This window comes from Caballeronia sp. LZ035 (assembly GCF_031451175.1).
GTDB lineage: Bacteria > Pseudomonadota > Gammaproteobacteria > Burkholderiales > Burkholderiaceae > Caballeronia.
Genome location: NZ_JARUXS010000004.1, coordinates 1,017,087 through 1,031,933, shown reverse-complemented (window position 1 = coordinate 1,031,933; position 14,847 = coordinate 1,017,087). Strand labels below are relative to the sequence as shown.

Sequence of the window (14,847 nt, the reverse complement as noted above, 5' to 3'; positions counted from 1 at the left end):
GCAGCCGGCGCTACAGCGCCTCGATGGCACGCTCGGCGCGTTCGGAGGCCACCACGATCAGCTTCATGGTCGCGCGCGTGGCGCCGACGAAGATCTTGCGCGCGGCCTGCTCGTCGAGCGTGTCGAAGTCCACCTCGGTAAGGATCACGCACGGCGCGGACTGGCCCTTGAAGCGATAGATGGATTCGAGCAGCACGTCGCCGTCGCGATATTCCGGGTTGCCGAACAGGTCATAGGTGCCGGTGAAGGCGCGCAGCCGGTGCGGTCCGAGATGCTCGACCGCGGTGAGCGCCGAGCCTTCACGGCCGCGAAACGACAGCACCGCGATGTCCTGCTTGCGGAAACCGAGCGAGAGCGCCTGCGTGATGGCCCGCTTGGTGGCCTCGACGATCTCCTCGGTATGACCGTTCTCGTAGGTGGCGATGCTGACGTCCGAGCCGTCGAACGGGCTGCCTGCATCGAGTCGTACTTCAGGGCCGACGATCTTGCGGATGAAGCCGAGCAGATCGCGCGGGCTGCGGTAATTGGTCGATTCGCGCAGGATGGTCCAGCCCGGCAAGGGCACCGGCTCACGCAGATACAGGTTCTGCATCGGGTCTTCGAGCCACCACCATGCGCCGGCCGGGTTGAGCAGGCGCTCCAGCGCCTCCACCCAGGCCGCCTGGAAGTCCTGGCCTTCGTCGACGATCAGCACGTCGGTCTTCCAGTGATCCGGCACCGGCACGGCGGCGAAACGTTCTTCGAGCGTGGCGAACACATCGGGCTGGCTGAAGTCGGGCGGACTGCCTGCATCGCGCGCCACGGCCGCGCTCAGTTGATGGTAGTTCGCGACTTTCGCCTCTTTCGGCGCGATGGCCCGGATATGATCGGCAAGCGGCCGGTTGAAGCAGACATACAGCACGCTCTTGCCCTGCGCGAGCGCTTCGCGCATCACGCGCACCGCAAGCTGCGTCTTGCCCGCGCCGGCGGTGGCAATGACCCGCAAGCGGAACGGTTCGAATTCGAGCCGCCGCGCCCACGTTGCCAGTCCGCCCGACAGCCGCGTGACGAGCGTGTTGGCCGCGCCGACCAGCGCGTTGGTGTCGGGCGTGAGGGACAGTTCGTCAGCGAGAAAGTGATGAATCCGGGTCGCTGCCTCGAAGCGCGGTTCATCAGGCGGAAGGATCTCCAGCACGACACGCGCAAGTTGCGCCTTGCGGCTGGCATCGACGATGCGCGCGGGCGCCACGCCCGCGATGGCCGCGTCCTTGATCGTGTAATCCGGGCAGTACAGCAGTTCTTCGATCCGGTAGGTGCCCGCGCCGAACGCCGCCGTAAAGCGCCGATGCAGGTTTTCCAGCGTGCGCGCCAGCTGGATGGCGACGTTGCGTTCCTTCTGCAGATAAACCTTCACGAGACCGGCATGGGTTTCACGGAGGAAGCCGGCCTTTTGCTCGATCATCAGCACGCGTCCGGACGGCGCCACCACGACGAAATCCGCCTCGCCGAATACCGAGAAGCCTTCGTTGACGCGCGTCCAGTGCACGCCGTGATACACCGTGTAGTCTTCCGGCAGCTTTTCGAGCAGCGCCAGGGTTTCGAGCTCGCGCGCGGCCGCGCCGGTTGCTTCGAGATTCTTCCAGTCGTCGGGAACGATTCGAGCCATGCTTGCCTTTGGGGTTGCGTTCAGCGATTGAATCCTGCGGCTCATTGTACGCAACAGCCCGGCCGCTCCAAACCTGGCCGAATGGCCATGCTTGGGCTAGCTCGCGTAGTCGTAACGCCCGCCGCGTTCCAGCGCCCGTTGATACGCGGGCCGCGCGTGAATGCGTTCGAGGAAGGCGCGGATATGCGGCAACTGCTTCGCCCCGGCGCGCTGGCTGCCCGCTTCGAGCGGGAAGCTCATCTGCACGTCGGCAGCGCTGAAGGCATCGCCGGCGAACCAGGGTGATTTCGCGAGTTCGGCTTCGATATAGCCGAAGTGCAGACGCAATTGCGGATCGATGAAGCTGCTCTGCATCGTCTGCGCGATGCGCCGCGCAATCGGCCGCACGAAGAACGGCATCTTCGCGCTCTCCAGGCGCCGCGCAACCAGCTTGAGCAGCAGCGGCGGCATGGCCGACCCTTCGGCGTAGTGCATCCAGTAGGTGTAGCGCACGCGCTCGGGCGAGACGCCCGGCGGCGGCGAGAAGCGTCCTTCGCCGTAGCGCTCGACCAGATAGTCGATGATCGCGCCTGATTCTGCGAGCGTCAGGTCGCCGTCCGTCACGACCGGCGACTTGCCGAGCGGATGCACGGCGCGCAGCTCGGGCGGCGCGAGCATGGTTTGCGGGTCGCGCTGATAGCGCCTCAGCTCGTATTCGACGCCGAGTTCTTCCAGCATCCACAGGACGCGTTGCGAACGGGAGTTGTTGAGGTGGTGAACGGTCAGCATGGATTTTGAATTTTTCGGGCTGGAAAGTTGGCGTCGCTCAGCGCATCCGCACGGAGACGCACGCGGCAATCGGCGCGGAATGGCCGGCGGGCCAAGCAATGCCAAACGGCAGATCGTCGTTTCGATAGGTCATCAGGTCGTTGCAGCCGGCTTGATCCAACTTTTTCAGCCCAACGTCTTCGCGACGCCGTTGGATAGTCCGCACATGCTGCGATGAACGATGCTTCCTGACCTGCTTGTCGAACTTCTCCGTGCGCATGCGACCGTCGAAGAAAGCGTGCCGCAGATTCTATCAATGCCCGAAAGCCTCGACCCATGGCTCCGGTACGCATCTTGCAGGCAGCCCCTCGTGCGCGCGGAGGTTGAACGCACCCGCTCCCGCCATGCAGACTCACTTTATCGACAACTACAAAAGGAGAAACCGATGACCTTGATCATTTATCTCGTCGGATGGCTCGTGCTGATCGGCGGCGTGTCGTGGGCACTTGTCGCGATGCACGTCTCGCAGCACACGATCATGATCGTCGCCGTCATCATGCTCGGAATCGCGATCATCACGGGCGCGACACGCGCCCGCAACCGCGACCGGTCCTGAGCATGTAGCCGCACGCGGCGCGAGGCGCCGCGTGTTCATGGCCGATAAGGCGCGCTACATCACGACGCGCGCCCCAGCCGCATCCTGGATCAAGGTGACGAGTTCATCGGGATGCACGGGCTTGGTCATGAAGTGCTGGAAACCCTCGCCGATACTGCGCAGGCGGTATTCCTCGCCGCCGTGTCCCGTCAGCGCGATGGCGACGGAAGGCGGCAGGTTGCCGCGTATTTCATGGTCCCGCAAACGTTGGATCAGGTAGAAACCATCCATTTCAGGAAGGTCGAGATCGCAGATCACCGCGTCGGGAAGATGCTCGATCGCCGCCTGCGCGCCGTCTTCGGCGTCGGCTACGGCGATGACTTCGGCCCCCTCCTCTTGCAACAACATCTGCAGCGATGCCCTGCTTTCCGGATCGTCCTCGATGAGCACGATCCGCATATGCCCCAGTCTTGCTACTTCGTTCATGATGTTCTTTTCAACTGCCAAAAACGGAATTCACGCGACGGTCTCCTTGACTCGCCGCATCGGGCGCTCCGCGAACACGCGGTGCGCCTTGTTGACACGAAAACGCGGCGGGAATTCCGAACGCACCGCTATTTGAGCCGCGCGTGCGCCGGTGCGGAACGCCTCGCGGTTGGTGGCCACCCCCGGAATCCCTCATGCGGCTGTGGCGAGCCTGTTCGAGCAAGAAGCGGACCGGTTTGTCCCGGACAGCCCGCAAGCGCCCATCTGGCGGGCCTGAGCGCCGGTTCAGCACCGGTCAGCGCGCGCCGGATCCGCACGACCATGTAATTCAGGGAACCGCCCTACCCCAATTTCCCGTCAGACTTTTGGGTCGTGCTGCGAATCGGGGCGCATTGTGCCTGATTGCAGCAATGCGCGGTATTCGGACGGCGTGATGCCGACCGTCGCCTTGAACTGGCGCGTGAACGCGCTGTGATCCGTATAGCCGCACAACGCCGCGACATCCGTGACCTTGTCGTCCTGGGAGACGAGCAGCGCGGTGGCGGCGTCGAGCCGGGTTTTCAGCAGCACTTGTCGCGGCGTCAGGTGAAACACCTTGTGAAAATACCGCTCCAGCTGCGCGATCGACATATTGGCCATTTGCGCGAGTTGCCGCATGTTGAGCGGCTGGACGTAGTTCTCCTGGATGTGCCGGACCACTGCGGCAAGCCGGCTATAGGCGGGATGCGTGCCCTCGGCCGCCTGCAGGTCGCGCGATATGCCCGCCAGCCCGACGATCGCGCCCTGGCTGTCCAGCAGCGGCTGCTTGCAGGTCATGCACCAGCCCGGCTCGCGGCCCGGGTAGAGATGCAGTTCGAGCTGGTCGATCAGCTGATGCCCCTGCGCGATGATCGCCTGGTCCTGCGCGGTGTAGATGCGGCCGAAGCGGCGGGGAAACACTTCTTCGGCGGTCTTGCCGAGCAGCGCCGTCTTGTTGTCCTTGTAGCCGCAGCGCCGCGCGAGCGTGCGGTTGACCATCGCATAGCGCGCGTCGCGGTCCTTCACGAAGAACACGATGTCCGGCATGGCGTCGAACACCGGCGCGAGCTGCGCGAAATGCCCGAGCATGTCGGCAAGCGTGGATGCCGGAGGGCGCGCGATGAAGGTCTCGCTCGATTGGGCTGCCGTGCTTGTCATGCGTCGTGGTGTTGGGGCGGGTTGCGCGTGATGATCCTGGCGCCCGATTATAGAAGCGCCCCGCTCCGAAAAAAATGCGTGCCGCCCCCACGATGCGCCACGAAGCAGCGTGACCACCACGACAACGACGACCTGGCCGTCAGGCGGCGATCTGCGCGGCGGCGGAATCAACGCGCTCGTCGCCTCTTCCCTTGCCGTCGTCGTACAGATGAAGCAGCCGGTATCCGCTCTTGTAGACCGGCTGTAGCCGGAAATTGTTGACCGGCTCAATTTCGAGCGCGAGCCGCAGACGCGACACGTGGCTATCGATGGTCCGCGTGGTTTCGCGGAACTCGCGTCCCCAGACCATCGCGAAGATGTGATCGCGCGACAGCACGCGGCCGATGTTCGAGAAGAACAACTGCGCCAGCCGGAATTGCGTGCCGCTCAACTGCACCGGCTTGCCGCGCACCGTGACGATCTGCTGGCGGGCGTCGAACCGATACGGGCCGATTTCGAGGCAGGCGTTCGACGTGGTCGGATAGGCGCGCCGCAGCAGTGCCTCGATACGCGCACCGAGTTCGCCGGGACGGATGGGATAGACGACGTAATCGTCCGCGCCGGCGGTGAGCGCGCACACGACGTTGTGCTCGGCGCCGTCCGGCGTGGCGAACAGCACGGGCACGCGCTCGCCGAAACTGGAGCGCACGGATTTGAGCAGATCCAGCCCGCACAGGCCGGTGGAATTCCAGTCGAGGATCAGCAGATCGACCGTGGAGCGCGACAGGGCTTTAGACAGCACGAGGCCGTCGCCAAAAGTCACGCAGGTATGGCCGAGTCGCTTGACGACGTCGCTGACGAGATTTCGATAACTCGGATCGGTTTGCAGAACGGCGACGCGCATGGTGTCTTACCTGATGAGTCCAAGGGACATGGAGCGGATGCGCGGGTAAGGGCATCCGCCGGGCGTCTCGTCGAAGGGAGGAGACGGGCGCTTCGAACTCGGCATTCTGGGCAAGCACGCGCCGCTTTCCCATCGGACTCGTCTGAATTGTCAATGCATGTGTCCGACCATGAGGACAGTCTCGTGCCGTCTTATGCGCGCAACCTCTGCAAAAAATAGAACGGCATTTCGTTTTTTCAGTCGCGTGCATCCTGTAACATCGCGCGTCTGGCTTTTCAGTCCCCGCTTCCGCCGTTTTACCGAGACGTCGCGTAGCAAGCTGCGCCGCGGCTCTCCGTCGCTTCCCGCAGCGCGGATGGACGGGCGGCGGCTCTCGACTCCGCGCCTGTCCGGTCATCGGCGTCTTCCACACCCGGATCCGCCGCGCGCCCATCCGGCGCACCCGACCCCTCCCGCATCGGGCACAGCCTCGCCCTGCCCGCGCGTCACGCGTGGTCTTTTCACTCACGGGTTTTCTTTCGATGCAGGCAACACCTCTGTCCGACGCCCCGCGCGCGGCCAGCCGCGCCCTCACGCGTGGCGACTACAAGACGCTCACGCTCGCCGCGCTCGGCGGCGCGCTCGAGTTTTATGACTTCATCATCTTCGTGTTCTTCGCACCGGTGATCGGCCAGCTGTTCTTTCCGCCGGCCATTCCTGACTGGCTGCGCCAATTGCAGACTTTCGGCATCTTCGCGGCGGGTTATCTGGCGCGTCCGCTGGGCGGGATCGTCATGGCGCACTTCGGCGACCTGCTCGGACGCAAGCGCATGTTCACGCTCTCCGTGCTGCTCATGTCGGTGCCGACGCTGCTGATGGGCCTGCTGCCCACGTATGCGTCGATCGGCCTGATGGCGCCGGTCCTGCTGCTCCTGTTCCGCGTGATGCAGGGCGCGGCGGTGGGCGGTGAAGTGCCGGGCGCATGGGTGTTCGTGTCGGAACACGTGCCGGCGCGGCACATCGGCTATGCATGCGGCACGCTGACGGCCGGCCTGACGGCGGGGATCCTGCTCGGTTCGCTGATCGCGACCGGCATCAACAAGGCGTTCACGCCGGCCGATGTCGCCAATTTCGGCTGGCGCCTGCCGTTCCTGCTGGGCGGCCTGTTCGGGCTCTGCTCGGTCTATCTGCGCCGCTGGCTGCACGAAACGCCGGTTTTCGCCGAACTCAAGCTGCGCAAGTCGCTCGCGGCGGAGCTGCCGCTCAAGGCCGTGATCCGCGACCACGGCCGCGCCGTGATCGTCTCGATGCTGCTCACGTGGATGCTGTCGGCGGCGATCGTCGTCGTGATCCTGATGACGCCGACGCTGTTGCAGAAGCAATTCCACCTCGCGCCGGCGACGGTCCTGGTGGCGAACTGCGCCGCGACGCTGTTCCTGACGATCGGCTGCGTGCTGGCCGGCGCGATCGCGGGGCGGATCGGCGCGGGCAAGACCATTTTCATCGGCGGCCTGGCACTGGCGGTGTCGTACTGGATGCTGTTCCGCGAAGTCGCCGTCGATGCCTCCGCGCTCCTGCCGTGGTATTCGGTCGCGGGCTTTTTCGTCGGCGTGATCGGCGCGATTCCGTTCGTGATGGTCAAGTCGTTCCCCGCCGCCGTACGCTTCTCGGGTATTTCGTTTTCGTACAACGTCGCGTATGCGGTGTTCGGCGGATTGACGCCGATCGTCGTTTCGCTGTTCATGAAGTCGAGCCCGCTCGCGCCGGTCTGGTATGTCGCCGCGCTGTGCGTGGTGGGCGCGCTGACGACGCTGTTCATCAAGCACGCGCGTTAAGTTAGGGCTTTACTCGAAAAAATGGCGCACCTGCTGACGCAGTGCGCCATTTTTACGCCTGGATTTTCACGTTTCAGGCCAGGCCGAAACATCGAACGCGCCACGCGCCTACGATAAGCGGCATGAACTCGAACCTTTCCTCTTCCTCCACGCACCTGTCCGGGCGACAAAAGCTCGTCGTGACCGCGACCAGCGTCGGTTTTGTCGTGTCGCAACTGGACGTGTCCATCGTCAATGTCGCGCTGGCGAGCATTGGCCGCGATCTGGGCGCGAGCGTCGCGAGCCTGCAATGGACCGTCGACAGCTACGCGCTCGCATTTTCCGCGCTGATGCTCTCGGCCGGATCGCTCGGCGACCGCTTCGGCGCGCGACGCATGTTTCTCGGCGGACTGCTGCTGTTCGGGCTGGCGTCGCTCGCGTGCGCCTTTTCCGTCGATGCGCCGCAACTGATCGCCGCGCGCGCCGCGCAGGGCGTCGGCGCCGCGGCGATGCTGCCGAACTCGCTGGCCTTGCTCAATGCGGCGTGCGGCCACGATCAGCGGCTGCGCGCCCGCGCGGTCGGGCTCTGGACGGCGGCGGGCGCGGTGTCGATTGCGTCGGGGCCGATCGTCGGCGGTGTGCTGATCGCGGCCTTCGGCTGGCGCAGCATCTTCTGGGTGAATCTGCCGGTCTGCGCGGCGGGCATCGTGGCGACGATGCTGTGGGTGCGGGCCACGCGGCCGAAGGACGCGAATGCGCGCGGTCTGGACCTGCCGGGCCAGACGCTCGCCATCGTGGCGCTGGCGGCGCTGGTGGGCGCGGTGATCGAATGGCGGCCGCTCGGGATCGCCCATCCGCTCGTGTGGGGCGGACTTTTGCTCGCGCTGGCGGCGGGCGGCGGATTCGTCGCGATCGAACGCAGAAGCGCGTCGCCGATGCTGCCGCTCTCGCTGTTCGCCGAGCGCACCTTCAGCGCAGCGGTGGTCTTCGGTATCGGCGTGAATCTCACCTACTATGGAACGGTGTTCATTCTGAGCCTGTACCTGCAACGCGTGCTCGGCCATACGCCGCTGCAAACGGGCCTGGCGTTCCTGCCGCTGACGGGCGGATTCCTCATCTCGAACCTGGCGAGCGGACCGGTGGTCGCGCGCTTCGGCTCGCGCGGTCCGATGATCGCGGGCGCGCTGCTCGACGCCGCCGGTTTCGCCGCGCTCTGTTTCGTCGATGCGCACACGCCCACGGCCGCCCTGCTCGTGCCGTTCCTGCTGATTCCCTCCGGCATGGGGCTCGCGGTGCCCGCCATGACGACCGCCTTGCTCGGCACCGTCGGCCAGCAGCGCGCGGGGACGGCATCGGCGGTGCTCAACACGGCGCGACAGGCGGCGGGGGCGATCGGGGTCGCGGCGTTCGGCGCGCTCGCGGGTCACGGGGACGGCGCAGCGGGCGCGGCGCATATCGTCGATGCCGTGCGCTGGTCGGCCGGCCTGTCCGTCGCGATCCTGCTCGGCGCGGCGCTGGTTGCGCGTCAGGTGAGCAATCCGTCGGAGACGGACAAGGACCATCCGTCAGAACGCGCGCGTAACGCACTTTCCGAAACTGCTGATTGAACGCAGTCATTGAGACGTACCGGTCAGCGGGTACGCCTGTTGCAACGATCAAGCAAGACGCTCAGGGCGGACAGGATCGAAAGCAAGCTGCCCTGGAGCATGAAGCCATCTACCCTCAAGGAGAAGCTGATGTCGACGCTGCCCCGTTCCCCCGAAGAGCCGTACGAGCCGGATCCCGACGAATTGTTCGATCCGGACGCGGCGCCGAACCCCGACGATCCGGACATGCCCGACGGCCCGGATTCCGCCACGCCGATGGTGCCCGCCGATCCGAAGAACGGCGAGCCGCGTTTGTAGCGCCTGGCGTCTCCAGCATTACAAAACAAAGCCCTCGCGGTTCGACGAACTGCGCGGGCTTATCCGTGTGAAGTTGGCTGCCGTGAAGCCTAGAGACTCGTGGTCTGCACGGCCCCGGTTTCGAGTGCGCGCTCGATGAGCGCCTCCTGCTGGGCCTTGCGAACGGCATCGGCCACCAGCGACGCGGGCGCTTCCACTTCCGCCTTGATCGTGCCGATGATGCCCTCGGCCTGAACGATCACCAGCGACTCCGCCGAATCTGCCCGGCTGATAATGACGCGCGGCGGGCCGCCGCCGTCCGCAATGCTTGCGCAGAACTGCATGCTTTGCCCGCCGATCACTTGCTCGAATGTTTGAATCATCGCTATCTTCCGCGTTGGTTGGACAAAAGCTCACCAGGCTCGGGTTGCACAGCCTGCCTTCCTCTCATTGATCCGCTTGCCCGCACTAGGTTCCATTCTGTAAGCCCGTGCGCGCCGGCGCAAGCTTAGCGTCGTGCTTCGGCAAGCCGGCCGAGAACGGCGGCGGTGGCGTCGTCGGCGGGAAACAGGGCTTCGATCGCGAGTTCAGACAAGGTGATGTCGACTGGCGTGCCGAACACTGTGGTCGTGCTGAAGAACGACAGCATGCCATGCGGCGTGCGCAGGCGCAGCGGGACGACCACCGGATCGGGTTCGTGGCGCGTGGGCTGTGGCGCATGAGCGTGCGCCGGCGCCGGATAGGCCTCGAGTTCAGCGTGCAACGCAATCAACACCGGATCGCCCGACACCTCGACCTGCCGATGCAGCCGCGCGAGCAGATGCGCGCGCCACTCGGTCCAGTTGTCGATGACGCCGGCAAGGCCGCGCGGGTGCATCGAGAGGCGCAGCGCGTTGACCGGCGGCGTCAGCAGGGCGGCGTCGGCGGATCCGATCAGTGGCGGCAGCGCCGCGTTGGCTGCGACGATGTTCCAGTGGCGGTCAATGGCAAGCGCGGGAAACGGCTCGTGCCCCTTGAGCACCAGTTCGACGGCGCGGCGCGCGCTGGCCATGTGCGGATCGGCCAGTGCGCGCTCGCGATACATCGGCGCGTAGCCTGCCGCCATCAGGAGCGTATTGCGCTCGCGCAGCGGCACGTCGAGCTGTTCGGCGAGACGCATCACCATGTCCCGGCTCGGCAGCGCGCGCCCCGACTCGACGAAGCTCAGGTGCCGCGTGGAAACATCGGCCTCGCCGGCCAGATCGAGCTGGCTCATGCGTCGTTTCTGGCGCCATTCGCGCAGCAGCGCGCCGACGGTGGCGGTCGGGCCGGCGCGCGCCGGATCGGCAAAAGCGGGGGCGAAAGTCGAGTTCATGCGAACGATCTTAGTCGAACCGGATGCGCGCGTTCCATTACCTGGCAGGTCATCGCGACGCCCCCGCTACGCGAATCGCACGCGACGTAACATTTACGCCGCAAACATTTGCGCAGAAAAACTTGCACCGGCCACCCTTCATTTCCGCTTCTTACCGGCCGTTAAGTGCCAAGAATAAGCGAACAATGTGTCGCGAGCCGTGCGCGTCTTCAGGCAAGCACGCACGGCCCGCGGCGCGCGGAAAACTGCGGAGAAATCATGTTTGTCATCATCGGATGGGTGTTGGTCATCGGCTCGGTGATCGGGAGCTTCATCGGCGTCGGCGGCCACCTGGCCGCGCTCGTGCAGCCGTTCGAGCTGCTGTGCATTTTCGGGGCGGCGATCGGCGCATTCGTCGTGTCGAATCCCACCGCGACGCTCAAGAAAACCCTGCAATCCATCCCGAAGGCGTTCAAGGGCGGCGGCTATACGAAGGAGAAGTACGTCGCGCTGATCGCGCTGCTGTACGAACTGCTTCAGAAGGCGCGCAAGGAAGGCATGATGGCCCTCGAAGCCGACGTCGATGCCCCCGAATCCAGCCCCTTGTTCCAGAAGTACGAGCACGTGATGGCCGATCATCATCTGCTCGACTTCATCGTCGACTATCTGCGCATGATGTCGGCGGGCAATGTCAACGCGCTCGAGATGCAGGACCTGATGGACGAGGAACTCGAAACGCATCACACCGAAAGCGCGGTCGCGGCCAACGCGATCCAGAAGATGGCCGATGGCCTCCCCGCGTTCGGTATCGTCGCCGCCGTGATGGGCGTGGTGCACACGATGGGCTCGGTGGGCGCAGCGCCCGCCATTCTGGGCGAGATGATCGCGGGCGCGCTGGTCGGCACGTTCCTCGGCATTCTGCTGGCGTACGGCTTCATCGGCCCGCTCGCCGATCTGCTCAATGCAAAGGGCGCCGCTGAGGCAAAGCCGTTTCAGTGCGTGAAGTCGGTGCTGCTTGCTTCGATGAACGGCTATGCGCCGACTGTTGCAGTCGAGTTCGGCCGCAAGGTGCTGTTCACGGCGGACCGTCCGAGCTTCAAGGAACTGGACGACGCGGTGCGCGCAACCAAGATGCCGAAGTCGGCTTCGTAACCCGCACGCGCACGCAAGAAGGAATTCACTCTCATGGCTGAGAAACCGTCACGCGATCCGCTGCAGTCCGTGCTCGCACCTACCGTGGTCGTGAAGCGCAAGAAGAAGGCGCACGGACATGGGCATCACGGCGGCGCGTGGAAGATCGCCTACGCCGACTTCGTCACCGCGATGATGGCGTTCTTCCTGTTGATGTGGCTGCTCGGGTCCACGTCGAAGTACGACAAGGAAGGCATCGAGCAGTATTTCAACACGCCGTTGTCGGCGCTGTTCGGCAATGATGGCGGCGCGTCCACGCATACGAGCGTGATTACCGGCGGCGGTCAGGATCTGTCGAGCACGCGTCCTGGCGAAGGCAAGAAGAGCCAGACGCAACCGGTGCCGCAGACCATCGCGCGCGCGGCTGTGGCGATGGAGGATCTGCAGAAGCTTCAGCAGCTGAAGCAGAAGCTGACGGCGTTGATCGAGCAGACCCCGGCGTTGCGTGCATTCAAGGATCAGATCCGGATTGCGATTACGAGCGAAGGCTTGCGTATCGAAATCGTGGATTCGCTCAATCGGCCGATGTTTGCTTCCGGTAGCTTCAGGCTCGAAGGTTATGTGACCACGATTCTGACCAACATCGGGGCTTCGCTGAACGACGTGGAGAACCGCGTGTCGATCGCGGGACATACGGATGCGGTGCCCTACTCCGGTGGTCAGGCCGGGTATTCGAACTGGGAGCTGTCGAGCGAACGCGCGAATGCGGCGCGGCGCGCGCTGGTGGCCGGGGGGATGAAGGAAAGCAAGGTGCTGCAGGTGCGCGGGCTGGCTGACGTGCTGCCGCTGAACAAGGATGTGGTCGATGAGCCGACTAATCGGCGGATCAGTATTCTTGTGTTGAACAAAGCTGCGGAGCAGGCGTTCTTCAAGGACGGCGGGCGCACCACGGTCGATCAGGGGCAACCTGTCGAGGCTGCGATTCCGGCAGCGGTGGCGGCGAAGTCGAATGGGGCGGTGAGTGTGGTGAAGTAACGCGTTGGTCAACGGGCCCTCGCATGAGGCACACGTTCGGAGTGTGCTTCGCGGGCCCTTGAGCAAACTCATTGTCACCCCACCCACTCCCCCACCGTCTGCACCACGAGCCACACATTCGCGGCGCTGATCACGACAAACAACCCCCACGCAACCGCCTTCATCCACCGCGCGTTGACGAACTCTCCCATGAGCCTTCGATCGCTGGTCATCCGGATAAGCGGATACAACGCGAACGGCAATTGCAGGCTTAAAACAACCTGACTGGCCACCAGCAACTTCCCCACGGCCCCATTCCCCAGCCAATAAACCCCGATCAGCGCCGGAATCAACGCCAGCGCGCGGGTAATGAACCGCCGCTGATAACAAGGGATCTTGAACCTCAAGAACCCTTCCATGATGACTTGCCCGGCGATGGTCCCAGTAAACGTCGAACTCTGCCCGGAAGCGAACAGCGTCACCGCAAACAAAACCGCCGCCAAGCCCGTACCCACGATCGGCGCAAGCAGCTTATAAGCGTCCTCGATCTCCGTCACCTGCGTATGCCCGGTAGCATGAAACGCCGACGCCGCCAGAATCAAAATCGCCGCATTGATCATCAACGCGAGAATCAGCGACACGATGGTATCGAGCCGTGAAAGCGTGATCGCGGAGCGCAGACTCGAGCGGTCCCGCTCGACCACCCGCGTCTGCACGATGGAAGAATGCAGATAAAGGTTATGCGGCATCACGGTCGCGCCGAGAATGCCGATGGCCAGATAAAGCGGCTCCCGCTGGCTCAATGCATGGATCGAAGGCACGAGCCCCGCCGCCACCGAAGGCCAATGCGGCTTCACGAGCACCAACTCCACCACATAGCCGATCCCGATTGTCGCGATGAGCCCCAGCATGATTGCTTCGAGATCGCGAAAGTTCTTGCCCTTCAGTCCGAGCACGATGAGCGTGTCGAATGCCGTCAGCACGACGCCCCAGATCAGCGACACGCCGAATAGCAAATGAAACGCGAGCGCACCGCCCAGCACTTCGGCCAGATCACAGGCAATGATCGACAGTTCCGCCAGCACCCATTGCGCATTCGCCACGGGTTTCGCATAGCGTTCGCGCGACAACTGCGCGAGATCTTTCCCCGTCACGATGCCGAGCCGCATGGAAAGAACCTGCAGCACCATCGCCGCGAGGCTGGACAACACGACGACGAACAACAGCCCATAGCCATAACGCGATCCGGCTTCGATATCCGTCGCCCAGTTCCCCGGATCCATGTAGCCGATGGAGATGAGCAAGCCGGGCCCCGCGAATTGCAGCAGCTTCTTCCAGAGCGGCGCACCGGCCGCCACGGCTACGGAGCCTTTGACTTCGGAAGGACAGAACGGCGCGGTGGCCGTGGTCGGCAGATTGAACGGCAATTTATCGATCCCCGCTGCGATGCTTGATTGAACCCGGTGCGAGCAGCCTCGCCAAGCCGGCGAGTCTATCACCGGTCTTCCCGCTTTACAGACCACCACCCTGCTGCCTTCAACGCCCCTTCACCGCCTATACGACACGCATTCCAATCTGACGAAAGCGCCATTTGAACGCCAGCATGTCGTCACCACCCAAAACATAGAATGAGCCCGTGGCCGTGCATGACTTGCAGGCATGGACCGCATTCATCGTTACCACGCTCGAGGAGTCCCCCATGAAACTGATTACCCGCTTCGCGATCCTCGCACTCGCCGCCACGCCGCTTGCCGCGCTCGCCCAATCCGACGGACTGACCCGCGCCCAGGTCAAACAGGACCTGCAACGTGTCGAACAGGCGGGTTACAACCCGTCCGAGCGCGATGCCTTCTACCCCGATAACATCCAGGCCGCCGAAGCCAAGGTGCAATCGTCGAGCGCTTACGGTGCATCGACCGATGGCTCCTCCGCCGCCGGACAACCCGCCATGCAGCAACCCGCCCAGTAACGAAGTCGCGCTTCATCACGTCGAGACACCGCGCGGTTCCCTCCACACGCGAGCGTTCCCGCGCCGTCTCGTCGCCTGTCCTCTGCCGGAAATAACCGGCGCATGTCCCGCTCTATTCCTCTGTCATTCAAGCGCTCCGCTCGGCCCTGACCGCGCCCTTTCAATCGCTTGCTTTCAAATCGCCTAATCTGA

The 14,847-nt window shown here is 64.3% G+C and carries 16 protein-coding genes; 7 read left to right on the top strand and 9 right to left on the bottom strand.

The window, feature by feature from the left end; all coding sequences use genetic code 11:
- Nucleotides 1–10: 10 nt before the first annotated feature.
- From QCE88_RS35140 to QCE88_RS35130, 3 genes are all read right to left on the bottom strand, one after another.
- A complete protein-coding gene (locus QCE88_RS35140; RefSeq protein WP_309910099.1) occupies nt 11–1,645 on the bottom strand; it encodes an ATP-dependent helicase in 1,635 nt (544 codons plus the stop codon).
- A gap of 96 nt (nt 1,646–1,741) precedes the next feature.
- Entirely contained in the window at nt 1,742–2,413 is a 672-nt protein-coding gene (locus tag QCE88_RS35135) for a glutathione S-transferase (protein ID WP_309910097.1), read from the bottom strand.
- Nucleotides 2,414–2,450: 37 nt separating this feature from the next.
- Complete coding sequence (locus tag QCE88_RS35130) at nt 2,451–2,672, bottom strand: hypothetical protein (RefSeq protein WP_309910095.1); 222 nt, start codon at nt 2,670–2,672, stop codon at nt 2,451–2,453.
- A 165-nt stretch (nt 2,673–2,837) separates the two neighbouring features.
- Between QCE88_RS35130 and QCE88_RS35125 the strand changes: the two genes are divergently transcribed.
- Nucleotides 2,838–3,008, top strand: coding sequence for a hypothetical protein (locus QCE88_RS35125; RefSeq protein WP_309819855.1), 171 nt, complete (start codon nt 2,838–2,840; stop codon nt 3,006–3,008).
- Between the two features lie 54 nt (nt 3,009–3,062).
- Here QCE88_RS35125 and QCE88_RS35120 read toward each other — a convergent pair whose 3' ends face one another.
- From QCE88_RS35120 to QCE88_RS35110, 3 genes are all read right to left on the bottom strand, one after another.
- Nucleotides 3,063–3,473, bottom strand: coding sequence for a response regulator (locus QCE88_RS35120; RefSeq protein ID WP_309910093.1), 411 nt, complete (start codon nt 3,471–3,473; stop codon nt 3,063–3,065).
- A gap of 357 nt (nt 3,474–3,830) precedes the next feature.
- Nucleotides 3,831–4,649 (bottom strand): AraC family transcriptional regulator, encoded by an 819-nt coding sequence (locus QCE88_RS35115; protein WP_309911013.1) that lies wholly within the window; start codon nt 4,647–4,649, stop codon nt 3,831–3,833.
- Between the two features lie 139 nt (nt 4,650–4,788).
- Nucleotides 4,789–5,532 carry a response regulator transcription factor gene (locus tag QCE88_RS35110; RefSeq protein WP_309837884.1) on the bottom strand — a complete coding sequence of 248 codons (744 nt, stop codon included), beginning with the start codon at nt 5,530–5,532 and terminating at the stop codon, nt 4,789–4,791.
- Between the two features lie 521 nt (nt 5,533–6,053).
- Here QCE88_RS35110 and QCE88_RS35105 point away from each other — a divergent pair.
- The 3 genes from QCE88_RS35105 (at nt 6,054) to QCE88_RS35095 (ending at nt 9,229) form a co-directional block, all read left to right on the top strand.
- Nucleotides 6,054–7,346: an MFS transporter gene (locus tag QCE88_RS35105; protein WP_309910092.1), complete on the top strand. Its 1,293-nt coding sequence runs from the start codon at nt 6,054–6,056 to the stop codon at nt 7,344–7,346.
- A gap of 122 nt (nt 7,347–7,468) precedes the next feature.
- On the top strand, nt 7,469–8,932 hold the full coding sequence (locus QCE88_RS35100; RefSeq protein WP_309910091.1) for an MFS transporter: 1,464 nt from the start codon (nt 7,469–7,471) through the stop codon (nt 8,930–8,932).
- Nucleotides 8,933–9,061: 129 nt separating this feature from the next.
- Nucleotides 9,062–9,229, top strand: coding sequence for a hypothetical protein (locus QCE88_RS35095; RefSeq protein WP_309819848.1), 168 nt, complete (start codon nt 9,062–9,064; stop codon nt 9,227–9,229).
- A gap of 89 nt (nt 9,230–9,318) precedes the next feature.
- On the opposite strand, the gene QCE88_RS35090 is transcribed toward QCE88_RS35095, so the two are convergent.
- Both QCE88_RS35090 and QCE88_RS35085 read right to left on the bottom strand, forming a co-directional pair.
- Nucleotides 9,319–9,591: a hypothetical protein gene (locus tag QCE88_RS35090; RefSeq protein ID WP_309819845.1), complete on the bottom strand. Its 273-nt coding sequence runs from the start codon at nt 9,589–9,591 to the stop codon at nt 9,319–9,321.
- Between the two features lie 125 nt (nt 9,592–9,716).
- Nucleotides 9,717–10,562, bottom strand: a complete 846-nt coding sequence (locus QCE88_RS35085) for a helix-turn-helix transcriptional regulator (protein WP_309910090.1) — start codon at nt 10,560–10,562, stop codon at nt 9,717–9,719.
- A 258-nt stretch (nt 10,563–10,820) separates the two neighbouring features.
- Between QCE88_RS35085 and motA the strand changes: the two genes are divergently transcribed.
- Nucleotides 10,821–11,693 carry a flagellar motor stator protein MotA gene (gene motA / locus QCE88_RS35080; RefSeq protein ID WP_309910089.1) on the top strand — a complete coding sequence of 291 codons (873 nt, stop codon included), beginning with the start codon at nt 10,821–10,823 and terminating at the stop codon, nt 11,691–11,693.
- A 33-nt stretch (nt 11,694–11,726) separates the two neighbouring features.
- Nucleotides 11,727–12,707, top strand: coding sequence for a flagellar motor protein MotB (motB, locus tag QCE88_RS35075; protein ID WP_309910088.1), 981 nt, complete (start codon nt 11,727–11,729; stop codon nt 12,705–12,707).
- 74 nt (nt 12,708–12,781) lie between these two features.
- Here the strand turns inward: motB and QCE88_RS35070 are convergent, their stop codons facing one another.
- Nucleotides 12,782–14,113, bottom strand: coding sequence for an Nramp family divalent metal transporter (locus QCE88_RS35070; protein WP_309910087.1), 1,332 nt, complete (start codon nt 14,111–14,113; stop codon nt 12,782–12,784).
- A gap of 272 nt (nt 14,114–14,385) precedes the next feature.
- On the opposite strand from QCE88_RS35070, the gene QCE88_RS35065 reads away from it, so the two are divergent.
- The gene (locus QCE88_RS35065; protein WP_309837872.1) at nt 14,386–14,655 is read left to right on the top strand and encodes a DUF4148 domain-containing protein; all 270 of its coding nucleotides are present in this window, start codon (nt 14,386–14,388) and stop codon (nt 14,653–14,655) included.
- Nucleotides 14,656–14,847: the final 192 nt, after the last annotated feature.

Bases quoted from the DNA above. Each gene is read 5' to 3' on its own strand.
- QCE88_RS35140 (WP_309910099.1), bottom strand. From the start codon at position 1,645: ATGGCTCGAATCGTTCCCGACGACTGGAAGAATCTCGAAGCAACCGGC.
- QCE88_RS35135 (WP_309910097.1), bottom strand. From the start codon at position 2,413: ATGCTGACCGTTCACCACCTCAACAACTCCCGTTCGCAACGCGTCCTG.
- QCE88_RS35130 (WP_309910095.1), bottom strand. From the start codon at position 2,672: ATGCGCACGGAGAAGTTCGACAAGCAGGTCAGGAAGCATCGTTCATCG.
- QCE88_RS35125 (WP_309819855.1), top strand. From the start codon at position 2,838: ATGACCTTGATCATTTATCTCGTCGGATGGCTCGTGCTGATCGGCGGC.
- QCE88_RS35120 (WP_309910093.1), bottom strand. From the start codon at position 3,473: ATGAACGAAGTAGCAAGACTGGGGCATATGCGGATCGTGCTCATCGAG.
- QCE88_RS35115 (WP_309911013.1), bottom strand. From the start codon at position 4,649: ATGACAAGCACGGCAGCCCAATCGAGCGAGACCTTCATCGCGCGCCCT.
- QCE88_RS35110 (WP_309837884.1), bottom strand. From the start codon at position 5,532: ATGCGCGTCGCCGTTCTGCAAACCGATCCGAGTTATCGAAATCTCGTC.
- QCE88_RS35105 (WP_309910092.1), top strand. From the start codon at position 6,054: ATGCAGGCAACACCTCTGTCCGACGCCCCGCGCGCGGCCAGCCGCGCC.
- QCE88_RS35100 (WP_309910091.1), top strand. From the start codon at position 7,469: ATGAACTCGAACCTTTCCTCTTCCTCCACGCACCTGTCCGGGCGACAA.
- QCE88_RS35095 (WP_309819848.1), top strand. From the start codon at position 9,062: ATGTCGACGCTGCCCCGTTCCCCCGAAGAGCCGTACGAGCCGGATCCC.
- QCE88_RS35090 (WP_309819845.1), bottom strand. From the start codon at position 9,591: ATGATTCAAACATTCGAGCAAGTGATCGGCGGGCAAAGCATGCAGTTC.
- QCE88_RS35085 (WP_309910090.1), bottom strand. From the start codon at position 10,562: ATGAACTCGACTTTCGCCCCCGCTTTTGCCGATCCGGCGCGCGCCGGC.
- motA (WP_309910089.1), top strand. From the start codon at position 10,821: ATGTTTGTCATCATCGGATGGGTGTTGGTCATCGGCTCGGTGATCGGG.
- motB (WP_309910088.1), top strand. From the start codon at position 11,727: ATGGCTGAGAAACCGTCACGCGATCCGCTGCAGTCCGTGCTCGCACCT.
- QCE88_RS35065 (WP_309837872.1), top strand. From the start codon at position 14,386: ATGAAACTGATTACCCGCTTCGCGATCCTCGCACTCGCCGCCACGCCG.